Source organism: Inquilinus limosus MP06 (genome assembly GCF_000767795.1).
GTDB classification, from domain to species: domain Bacteria; phylum Pseudomonadota; class Alphaproteobacteria; order DSM-16000; family Inquilinaceae; genus Inquilinus; species Inquilinus limosus_E.
Window position 1 is genome coordinate 1 of record NZ_JANX01000262.1, and the last position, 8,353, is coordinate 8,353.

Sequence of the window (8,353 nt, forward strand, 5' to 3'; positions counted from 1 at the left end):
GATGCAGCGGCAGTGGCCGCGGCCCCAGGCGCGGCATCATCGCCCGCCCCCAGCCCGGCCAGGACGCGCGAGATGTGGCCGGGGTCCAGCAGGGCGGACCAGCCGCGCAGCGTCTCGGGATCGGTCAGGGTTGCGGTCCAATGCTCTTGCCAGAGATCGAGGAAGCGGCGGGCCAGGTCGTCCGGGCTGTCGCCGTCGCCGGGCGGCGGGGCGTGGGGCGGTTTCGGCGCAGTCATCGGCGGCGATCATAGTCGGCCATGCCGGGCCTGCCTATGCCCGGCGGTTGCTGCGATGCGAAAGGATCGTGACATGCCGCCCCGCTCGGACCAGTATAGCCACAAATCCGTCAAAGCGGCCGTGTGCCCGCGGCCCCAAGAAGCGATAGGGACAACCCATGCCGACCAGTCAGGCCGCCCCTGGAAATGCCCCTTCGGCGGAAGGGCCGAAGGACCCGCCGATCACCATCAAGAAATACGCCAACCGCCGGCTCTACAACACGGCGACGTCGAGCTATGTGACGCTCGAGAACCTGGCCCAGATGGTCAAGGACGGCGTTGAATTCGTGGTCTATGACGCGAAGACGGGCGAAGACATCACCCGGTCGGTGCTGACCCAGATCATCGTCGAGGAGGAGGGCAAGGGCCAGAACATGCTGCCGATCGGATTCCTGCGGCAGCTGATCAGCCTCTATGGCGACAACCTGCAGTTCATGGTGCCGCGCTATCTCGAATCCTCAATGGAGGCTTTCGCCCGCAACCAGGACCAGATGCGCCAATACTTCAAGGACGTCAGCGGGGTCTTCCCGTTCGGCGCCTTCGAGGAGATGGGCAAGCAGAACATGGCCCTGTTCGAGCGGGCGATGCAGATGTTCACCCCCTTCGCCGGCAAGGGCAAGCCGCCCGGGGCGGGCCCCGCCGAGGCCGCGGCCGAGCCGGCCAAGGCGGCCGAGCAGGGCGGGTCGATCGACACGCTGCGCCAGAAGCTGGACGACCTGCAGCGCCAGATCGAGGAGATCACCAAGCCGAAGCGGTGACGGCTGGGCCGAGCCTTACCCGTATGCGATCAGCCGGCCGAGCGCGCCGGCGAGGAACCACAGCACGATCGACCCCGCCGCCTGGATCCGGCCGAGCAGCGGCGGGGCGCGGTCCCAATCCGTCAGCGACCGGCGCCATACCCAGCGGAAGGCCAGGGCATTCGCAAGGGCTGCGGCGATCACCACGATCTTCAGCTGGAAGATGTCGGCCGCGGCCAGCGGCCCGGCATCGGCGGCGAACAGCGCGGCGCCGGTCACGACCATCAGCGCCAGGCCGGCCAGCGCGACCCGGGTCAGCAGGCGCGACACGGCACGGACAGGCAGGGACCGGCCGACGCCGACGAGGCGGAGGTCGAGCAACCCGATGCCTCCGGCCAGCAGCACCAGCCCCAGCAGATGCAGCAGATTGGCGGCCGGATAGAGCCACAGCGAATCGCGCATCAGGGTGCCGACGGCCGAGTGCTCGATCAACGCGGCGGTCTCGGCGAGCAGGCCGCCACCGGGCGGGGCATGCTCCATCGCCTCAGCGCAGCTCGACGGTGCGGCCGCCGATGGTGATGCGCTCGGCCCGCATCTCGTCGGCGACCACCCGGCTGGGATAGCCGACCACGGTCACCGGCGTGCCGACCGCGAGGTCCTCGCGCGGCAGGCCCCGACGGTCCATGCGCGATGGCGGCGACAGCACCACATGCCAGGTCTTGCCGTCCTGGGTCAGGGTGATCTGGCCGTGCGGGTTCTGGTAGCTCGCGGCCTCGATCGGCCCGGAGAGCGTGAGCGTCGTGTTGGCGTCATAGGTGCTCCAGCCGTGATGGGCCAGGGCGGTGGCGGGAATGAGCGCCGCCAGCAGGATGATCGGCACGCACCGGGGCATCTGTCGTCTCCCGTGCTGATGGATCTCCGTGTCAGATTGGGTGCCGCGCCCGCGATGCAATCGTCCGGGCACAAAAAAGCCCCGCCGAAGCGGGGCTTTTACGGTGCGGAGCGCCGGTTGCGTCACTCCTCGTCGGTCGAGACCAGCTGGATGTAGTTCTGCAGGCCCATCTGGCTGATCAGGTACTGCTGCGATTCGAGCCAGTCGATATGCTCCTCGGTGTCGCCGAGGATCTTCAGCAGGATCTCCTTGGAGACGAAGTCGCGCACCGATTCGCAATGCGCCATCGCCTCCTTCACCGTCTTCTGGTTGAAGGTCTCGAGGCCGAGATCGGATTCCAGCATCTCCGGCACGTTCTCGCCGATGCCGAGCTTGCCGAGATCCTGCAGATTCGGCAGGCCCTCCAGCACCAGGATGCGCTCGATCAGCAGATCGGCATGCTTCATCTCGCCGATCGATTCCTCATAGACCTTCTTGGCCAGGCGCTTGATGTCCCAGTTCTTGAGCATCCGCGCATGCAGGAAATACTGGTTGATCGCGGTCAGCTCGTTCTTCAGAACCGCGTTCAGGTGGTTGATGACTTTCTTGTCGCCCTGCATTGCCGCCTCGGCCGTTGTCGTCGATGTCGGGTCGCACCTTAGAACGATTACAGGACTCCGTAAAGTTTTACTTGTGTGATTGAGAGACAGTCGCAGCTTTACTGAAAATCATTCTTGATCTCCGCTGGAGACGCGGCGCCCAGTGCCAGCAAGGCCAGGCTTTCCGCCGCCAGCGGATAGGCCGGCGCCGCCTGCTCCAGCCGTGCCACGCTAGGCGTGCGCGCCGTGTCCAGCCAGGGATGCCAGGCGCCGAGCGGCGGCAGCGCGAACTCCAGCTCCTCCGGCGCGGGGTTGAGCAGCAGCAGCAGTGGCGGCGTGCCCGCCCGGCTCAGCAGCACGCCGAGGGCGAAGCCGGCGGGGTCGCCCCAGTCGGCGCCGTCCATGGGCTGGCCGTCCGGCCGCAGCCAGGCGATGTCCGACAGGTCGTCCCGACCGCTGGGGCCGCCATGCAGGAAGCGGGGCTGGCGCAGCGCGGGATGGGCCTGGCGCAGTGCCACCACACGGGCCACGAAATCGACAAAGCCGGGATCGGCCGCGGACCAGTCCAGCCAGGTCAGGGGGCCGTCCTGGCAATAGGCATTGTTGTTGCCCTGCTGGCTGTGGCCCAGCTCGTCGCCGCCCAGCAGCATCGGCACGCCCTGGCTGAACAGCAGCGTCGCCACCAGGTTGCGTCGCCGCCGCAGCCGCCGCGCCAGGATCGCTGCATCCTCGGTCGGCCCCTCGGTGCCGCAGTTGTCGGAGTGGTTGTCGCCGGTGCCGTCGCGATTGCCCTCGCCATTGGCCTCGTTGTGCTTCTGGGCATAGGAGACGAGGTCGGCCAGGGTGAAACCGTCATGAGCGGTGACGAAGTTGACCGTCGCCCGGGCGCCGCGGCCGCCATGGTCGAACAGGTCGGCGGAGGCGGAGAGGCGCTGCGCCAGCTCCGGCCGCGATCCCGGATCGCCGCGCCAGGCCCGGCGGATGCCGTCGCGGTAACGGTCGTTCCACTCCGACCACCCCGTCGGGAACTGGCCGACGCGCCAGCCGCCGGGGCCGATGTCCCAGGGCTCGGCGATCAGCTTGCACGGCGCCAGCACCGGGTCCTGCGCCACCGCCTGCAGGAACGGCGCGGCGGCGGAGAACTCGCCGTCGACCCGGGCCAGGGTGGTGGCCAAGTCGAAGCGGAAGCCGTCGACATGCGCCGCCTCGACCCACCAGCGCAGGCTGTCCATCACCATCTGCAGCACCCGCGGATGGCCCAGGTCCAGCGCGTTGCCGGTGCCGGTCGGGTTGAACGGCTCGCGCCGGTCATGCGCCGCGTGCTGGTAGTAGGACAGGTTGTCGATGCCGCGGAAGTTCAGCGTCGGGCCGAAGACGTCGCTCTCCGCCGTGTGGTTGTAGACGACGTCGAGGATCACCTCGATCCCGGCCCGGTGCAGCGCCTTCACCGCGTTGCGCAGCGCTTCGAGAGGGGGGAGGGCGCCGGCATAGGCGGGATGGACGGAGAAGAAGGCGGTGGTGTTGTAGCCCCAGTAGTTGCTGAGGCCGCGCTCGACCAGCGCCCGCTCGTCGATGAAGGCATGGACCGGCATCAGCTCGATCGCGGTGACGCCCAGCCGGCGCAGATGGTCGACCATCACCGGATGGGCCAGCCCGCCCAGCGTGCCGCGCAGCGGCTCCGGCACGCCCGGATGGCGCATCGTCAGGCCGCGGACATGCGCCTCGTAGATCACCGTGTCGGCCCATGGCGTGCGCGGCGCCTCGTCGCCCTCCCAGTCATGAGCCGGGTCGATGACGACGGCTTTCGGCACGAAGGGGGCGCTGTCGCGCGGGTCGAAGGACAGGTCGGCCGCCGGGTCGCCGCGGGTATAGCCATGCACCGAATCGTCCCAACGGAAACTGCCTGCCAGGCCCTTCGCATAAGGGTCCAGCAGCAGCTTGTTCGGGTTGAAGCGGTGGCCGTCCAAGGGGGCATAGGGGCCGTGGACGCGATAGCCGTAGACGGTGCCGGCCCCGGCGCCGGGCAGGACGCCGTGCCAGACCTGGTCGGTGCGGGCCGTCAGCTCGTACCGCGCCGCTTCCTGCCGGCCCCCGGCGTCGAACAGGCACAGTTCGACCCGCTCGGCATGGGCGGAGAACAGGGCGAAGTTGACGCCGTCCCCGGTCAGCGTGGCGCCCAGCGGCCAGGGACTGCCGGCCGGAAGCGGTCCCGTGGGAAAGTTGGTCGGCAGCGGCATCGTGACGGTTCCTTCGAGCCTGTCCGGAGGGCAGGATGGGGCGCGCAGGCGCCGCCCGTCCACCGGCCATCATGGCCGGCCGCCGCCGACACGATTTCACCACGTTTCGCCGCTAGCCGTTGCCCAGCCGTTCGCCGAAAGGACCGACAGCGTGACGACCCTCGCCGATCCCGACCACAGCCCGGCCGCGCCGACCGATCCGCATCCCGTCCCGCCGCGCGACGGCGAAGGACCGCGAATCGGCGTCATCGCCGCGATGATCGTCGCCTTCATCGCCCTGGTCGCCGCGGTCTATCTCGGCGTCGAAAGCCGCACCGCCGGCCAGTCCCGCGACGGGCTGCAGGCCCGGCTGACGACGGCGGAGCAGGAGCTGGCGGCGCTGAAGCAGGCCGGCGGCAACCGCGACGCGCTGAAGGCCGAAGCCGACCGGCTGCAGGCGCAGATCGGCGAGGCCAAGGCGGCGCTGGACCAGATCGGCCAGCGCCATAATCAGGCCGTCCGCGACGCCGATGCGGCCGCGGCCCAGGCGCGGGCGGCACAGGACCAGACCAAAGCCACCGAATCGCAGCTGGCGGAAAAGCAGGCGCAGGTCACTGACCTCACCGGGCAGCTCGACCAGCTGCGGTCGCAGGAAGCGGCGCAGCGCGAGAGCTACGGCCGGCTGAACGCCGATGCCGCGGCGGTGAACGGCCAGCTGGCGCAGGCGACGGAGCAGCTGGGCAAGACCCAGGGCGACCTGGCGGCGGCCCGCCAGCAGCTGGCTGACCTGCAGGCCCAGATCGCCCGCACCCAGGACGAGCTGAAGCGTCAGGCCGAGGCGCCGAAGCCGTAACGGTGGGGCGACAGGCCTGTCCGGACGTCATAGGCTGGGTTCGCGTCTGCGAGCCCAGCGTGCGGCCCAGACTGCGGAGAATGCCATGGCCAAGGCCCGCGTGTTCCGGTCCGGCAACGGCCAAGCCGTTCAACTGCCGAGGCAGTTCCGCCTCGAGGGGCGCGAGGTCGAGATCTTCCGTCGCGGTAACGAGATCGTGCTGCGCGAGAAGCGGCGCGGGATGGCCCGCGCCTTCGAGTTACTGGCCGAGCTTCCGATCGGCATCGAAGACCGAAGCGATCCGCTCCCGCAGAAGAGGGAAGCATAGGCAGAGTTCGCTTTGGCGAACCTGAGCCATGACCTGGGACCGATGATTCGGGTCAAACTCCGCCGGAAGAATTGCATTCGGCGCTTCCTCTCCCGCTTGCGGGAGAGGAAACGCGAGAAAACGCCCGACCTTCCGTTGCTCCCGATGATCGGGCTGGAAGGATCAAGCCTCATTCCGTCCCTCACCCCGCCCATTCGAACAGCACGGTCGACAGCGGCGGCAGGGTCAGCAGCAGCGAGAAGGGGCGGCCGTGCCAGGGCGAGGCCTCGGCCTCGACGCCGCCGCCATTGCCCATGCCGGAGCCGCCATAGACGGTGGCGTCGGTGTTCAGCCGCTCGGCCCAGCGGCCGCCCAGCGGCACGCCGATGCGGTAGCCCTGGCGCGGCACCGGGGTGAAGTTGGAGATCGCCAGCACCGGCCGGTCGCCGTCGTTGCCCAGGCGCAGCCAAGCCAGAACCGAATCGGCGCTGTTGCTGGCGTCGATCCAGTCGAACCCCTCGGGCTCGCAATCGCGCGCATGCAGGGCCGGCAGCTCGCGATAAAGGCGGTTCAGGTCACCGACCAGCCGCTGCACCCCGGCATGATGCGGCCCGGCCTCCAGCAGGTGCCAGTCCAGGCTGCGGTCGCGGCTCCACTCGTTGCGCTGGGCGAATTCGCCGCCCATGAACAGCAGCTTCTTGCCCGGATGGGCCCACATGAAGCCGAAATAGGCGCGGAGATTGGCGAATTTCTGCCAGTCGTCGCCCGGCATCTTGCCCAGGAGCGACCCCTTGCCGTGCACCACCTCGTCATGGCTCAGCGGCAGCACGAAGTTCTCGCTGAAGGCGTAGAGCAGGCCGAAGGTCAGGTCGTGATGATGCCAGTGCCGGTGCACCGGGTCCTTCTGCATGTAGCGCAGGGTGTCGTTCATCCACCCCATGTTCCACTTATAGCCGAAGCCCAGGCCGCCGAGATGGGCGGGGCGCGACACGGCCGGCCATGCGGTCGATTCCTCGGCCACGGTGGCCACGCCCTCATGCCGGCCATAGACCTCGACATTGGTCTGGCGCAGGAACTCGACCGCCTCCAGGTTCTCGCGGCCGCCGAAGCGGTTCGGCACCCATTCCCCGGCCTTGCGGCTGTAGTCGAGATACAGCATCGAGGCCACGGCATCGACCCGCAGCCCGTCGACATGGAAGCGGTCGAGCCAGTAGAGCGCGTTGCCGAGCAGGAAGTTCCGCACCTCGGCCCGGCCGTAATTGTAGATCAGCGTGCCCCAGTCCTGGTGCATGCCCTGGCGCGGATCGGCATGCTCATAGAGCGCGGTGCCGTCGAACCGGGCCAGGCCGTGCTCGTCGGTCGGAAAGTGCCCGGGCACCCAGTCCAGCAGCACGCCGAGGCCGGCGCGGTGGCAGCGGTCGACGAAGGCGGCGAAATCCTCCGGCGGGCCGAAGCGGCTGGTCGGGGCGTAGAGGCCGATCGGCTGGTAGCCCCAGGAGCCGTCGAACGGGTATTCGCTGACCGGCAGCAGCTCGATATGGGTGAAGCCGAGGCCGGCGGCGTAGGGGATCAACTGGTCGCCCAGCTCGCGCCAGGACAGCGGCCGGTTGCCCTCCTCCGGCACCCGGCGCCAGGACCCGGCATGGACCTCATAGATGCTGATCGGGGCGTCGCGCCGCTGCGCCGCCGGGCGCCGCGCCAACCAGCCGCCATCGTCCCAGCCGTAATCGGGCAGGCCGTGCACGATCGAGGCGGTCTTCGGCGGATGCTCGGCCCGGAAGCCGAACGGGTCGGTCTTCAGCGGCAGCAGGTCGCCGTTCTGGCCGCGGATCTCGAACTTGTAGGCCGCGCCGGGGCCGACGCCGGGCAGGAAGATCTCCCACACGCCGATTCCGGGATGCAGCCGCATCGGGTGCAGCCGCCCGTCCCAGTTGTTGAAATCGCCGACCACCGCGACGCGGCGGGCATTCGGCGCCCAGACGGCGAAGACCGTGCCGTCCACCCCGTCCAGCGTGCGCGGATGGGCGCCCAGCCGGTGGTACAGCTCCAGATGCGTGCCCTCGCCCAGCAGGTGCAGGTCGACCTCGCCGAAGCTGGACGGGAAGCGGTAGGGATCCTCGATCTCCCACACCCCGCCGGCGGTGCCGTAGTCGATGCGCAGCCGGTAGCGGGGCGGGAAGGGGCGGCCGATGCGGCCGTCGAACACGCCGTCCGGGTGGCGCTGCTCCAGCCGCGCCAGCGCCGCGCCGCTGTCCGGGTCGATCGCCTCGACCGCCGCGGCGTCGGGCCGGAAGCAGCGGAGCACCGTGCCGTCCCCATCCGGATGGGGGCCGAGCACGCCGAACGGGTCGGGATGGTCCGAGGCGATGAGGGCCGCGATGTCGGCCGGGTCGGTCAGGCGGCCCGCGGCATCGGTGCCGGCCGGCGGGCGAGGGGGCGCTGCGTTGGTCATCGAAGCCTCCATCCTGCCGCGATCTTGACCGGTTCTCTCCGGAAACAACAAGGGCGGATCCGGG

8 protein-coding genes and 1 pseudogene are annotated in these 8,353 nt (G+C 69.4%); 3 read left to right on the forward strand and 6 right to left on the reverse strand.

Annotated features, from left to right (window positions below):
- A pseudogene (locus P409_RS19360) lies at positions 1-236 on the reverse strand (hypothetical protein); the annotation flags it as partial.
- 158 nt (positions 237-394) lie between these two features.
- Between P409_RS19360 and phaR the strand changes: the two are divergent.
- A complete protein-coding gene (phaR, locus tag P409_RS19365) occupies positions 395-1,033 on the forward strand; it encodes a polyhydroxyalkanoate synthesis repressor PhaR (RefSeq protein WP_052120953.1) in 639 nt (212 codons plus the stop codon).
- A gap of 15 nt (positions 1,034-1,048) precedes the next feature.
- On the opposite strand, the gene P409_RS19370 is transcribed toward phaR, so the two are convergent.
- From P409_RS19370 to glgX, 4 genes are all read right to left on the reverse strand, one after another.
- The gene (locus P409_RS19370; protein ID WP_052120955.1) at positions 1,049-1,552 is read right to left on the reverse strand and encodes a hypothetical protein; all 504 of its coding nucleotides are present in this window, start codon (positions 1,550-1,552) and stop codon (positions 1,049-1,051) included.
- 4 nt (positions 1,553-1,556) lie between these two features.
- Positions 1,557-1,904, reverse strand: a complete 348-nt coding sequence (locus P409_RS19375) for a DUF6152 family protein (RefSeq protein WP_034841790.1) — start codon at positions 1,902-1,904, stop codon at positions 1,557-1,559.
- Positions 1,905-2,026: 122 nt separating this feature from the next.
- Entirely contained in the window at positions 2,027-2,503 is a 477-nt protein-coding gene (gene bfr / locus P409_RS19380; RefSeq protein WP_034841795.1) for a bacterioferritin, read from the reverse strand.
- A gap of 98 nt (positions 2,504-2,601) precedes the next feature.
- The gene (gene glgX / locus P409_RS19385) at positions 2,602-4,719 is read right to left on the reverse strand and encodes a glycogen debranching protein GlgX (protein WP_052120957.1); all 2,118 of its coding nucleotides are present in this window, start codon (positions 4,717-4,719) and stop codon (positions 2,602-2,604) included.
- 151 nt (positions 4,720-4,870) lie between these two features.
- Between glgX and P409_RS19390 the strand changes: the two genes are divergently transcribed.
- Positions 4,871-5,551 (forward strand): hypothetical protein, encoded by a 681-nt coding sequence (locus P409_RS19390; RefSeq protein ID WP_034841800.1) that lies wholly within the window; start codon positions 4,871-4,873, stop codon positions 5,549-5,551.
- An 85-nt stretch (positions 5,552-5,636) separates the two neighbouring features.
- Complete coding sequence (locus P409_RS19395; protein ID WP_034841804.1) at positions 5,637-5,858, forward strand: antitoxin; 222 nt, start codon at positions 5,637-5,639, stop codon at positions 5,856-5,858.
- A gap of 181 nt (positions 5,859-6,039) precedes the next feature.
- Here the strand turns inward: P409_RS19395 and glgB are convergent, their stop codons facing one another.
- Positions 6,040-8,289, reverse strand: a complete 2,250-nt coding sequence (gene glgB, locus P409_RS19400; RefSeq protein WP_081991633.1) for a 1,4-alpha-glucan branching protein GlgB — start codon at positions 8,287-8,289, stop codon at positions 6,040-6,042.
- Positions 8,290-8,353: the final 64 nt, after the last annotated feature.

Coding starts and splice junctions, on each gene's coding strand:
- phaR (WP_052120953.1), top strand. CDS start 395: ATGCCGACCAGTCAGGCCGCCCCTGGAAATGCCCCTTCGGCGGAAGGG.
- bfr (WP_034841795.1), bottom strand. CDS start 2,503: ATGCAGGGCGACAAGAAAGTCATCAACCACCTGAACGCGGTTCTGAAG.
- glgX (WP_052120957.1), bottom strand. CDS start 4,719: ATGCCGCTGCCGACCAACTTTCCCACGGGACCGCTTCCGGCCGGCAGT.
- P409_RS19375 (WP_034841790.1), bottom strand. CDS start 1,904: ATGCCCCGGTGCGTGCCGATCATCCTGCTGGCGGCGCTCATTCCCGCC.
- P409_RS19395 (WP_034841804.1), top strand. CDS start 5,637: ATGGCCAAGGCCCGCGTGTTCCGGTCCGGCAACGGCCAAGCCGTTCAA.
- P409_RS19370 (WP_052120955.1), bottom strand. CDS start 1,552: ATGGAGCATGCCCCGCCCGGTGGCGGCCTGCTCGCCGAGACCGCCGCG.
- glgB (WP_081991633.1), bottom strand. CDS start 8,289: ATGACCAACGCAGCGCCCCCTCGCCCGCCGGCCGGCACCGATGCCGCG.